The sequence below is a fragment of the Novosphingobium sp. B-7 genome, assembly GCF_000410615.1.
GTDB lineage: Bacteria > Pseudomonadota > Alphaproteobacteria > Sphingomonadales > Sphingomonadaceae > Novosphingobium > Novosphingobium capsulatum.
In genome coordinates this window covers 31,270-32,393 of sequence record NZ_KE148356.1, presented here as the reverse complement: position 1 = coordinate 32,393, position 1,124 = coordinate 31,270, and the positions used below count along the sequence as shown (strand labels likewise).

The window sequence follows — 1,124 nt, the reverse complement described above, 5'->3', positions numbered from 1 at the left end:
CCGGTCAGCGTGGCGAGCCGCGCCTCCACCGCCTGCGGATCGAGCACGACTTGCGCCGGCTGCGGCCGCTCGCCCGCCTCGTCCCATTCCGGCAGACGAGAAAACAGCCAGCGCTCGGCGCGTTCGGGCCGGGCGATCTGCCCGCTCAGCAGCGTGGCCCAGGGCCAGCGCAGCTTGATCATGGATTGCAGCGCGCTCCACGCCCCTTCCCGCTCTGGCCAATCGGCCGCGGCGGTGGTGGCCAGCAAGGCCTGCGCCGCCTGCTGCAACAGCAGCGGGACATCGGCGTCTCCGGCCGGTTGCGGCAGGCCCAGCGCATTGGCCAGCCCTTTGGGCGTGGGCACCACGAATCGCGCAGGATGGACGAAGGCATAGAGCTCGAGCAGATCGAGGCCCGACAGATCGGGATAGCCCAGCCGGCTTGCCACCAGCGGCGCATTGAGCATCAGCAGCGGCGTATCGGCCGCCGCCACGATCGCCTCGCCCTTGCCCACCGTGCGGGTGGAGGGGAACAGATCCACCCCGCGCAGCCAGCAGCCGCTGTGGCTGGCATGGACTGCGGGCAGATCGAGCGCCGGCGGGGCGGGATTGCCCAGGTCTGGAGCAGCGGGGACAGCCATGCCCGAACCTGTGAACGAAAATGGAACGAGGGGCAAGCATACACCCGTGCCCCACCCCCTCCACTTAAACAATCCGCGCCGGCGCCGTTTTTGCTGGCGAACCGGATGGGAACCGCCGGATCGTCACTCAACCCATAGTGGAGAATGGGAAAATGGCAGTCATCAACACCAATATCGCGGCGCTTCGTGCCGCCAACGCCTCTATCACCGCGTCGCAACAGACCGGTGTTGCGATGCAGCGCCTCTCGACCGGCAAGCGCATCAACAGCGCCAAGGACGATGCCGCGGGCCTGGCCATCACCACCACCATGACCGCGCAGATCCAGGGCATGCAGCAGGGCGTGCGCAACGCCAACGACGGCATCTCGATGGCGCAGACCGCCGATGGCGCGCTCAACGAAGTGACCGCGATGCTCCAGCGCATCCGCGAACTGGCGGTCCAGTCCAAGTCGGCCACCTACCAGGATTCCGATCGCACCGCGATGCAGTCGGAAGTGGGCAACC

Annotated in this window: 2 pseudogenes; one reads left to right on the top strand and one right to left on the bottom strand. The window is 67.8% G+C overall.

The features are described 5' to 3' along the window. A pseudogene (locus tag H926_RS0113800) lies at nt 1-620 on the bottom strand (ATP-dependent DNA helicase); the annotation flags it as partial. A gap of 152 nt (nt 621-772) precedes the next feature. Between H926_RS0113800 and H926_RS34730 the strand changes: the two are divergent. Next, nucleotides 773-1,124 (top strand): annotated as a pseudogene (locus H926_RS34730) (flagellin); the annotation flags it as partial.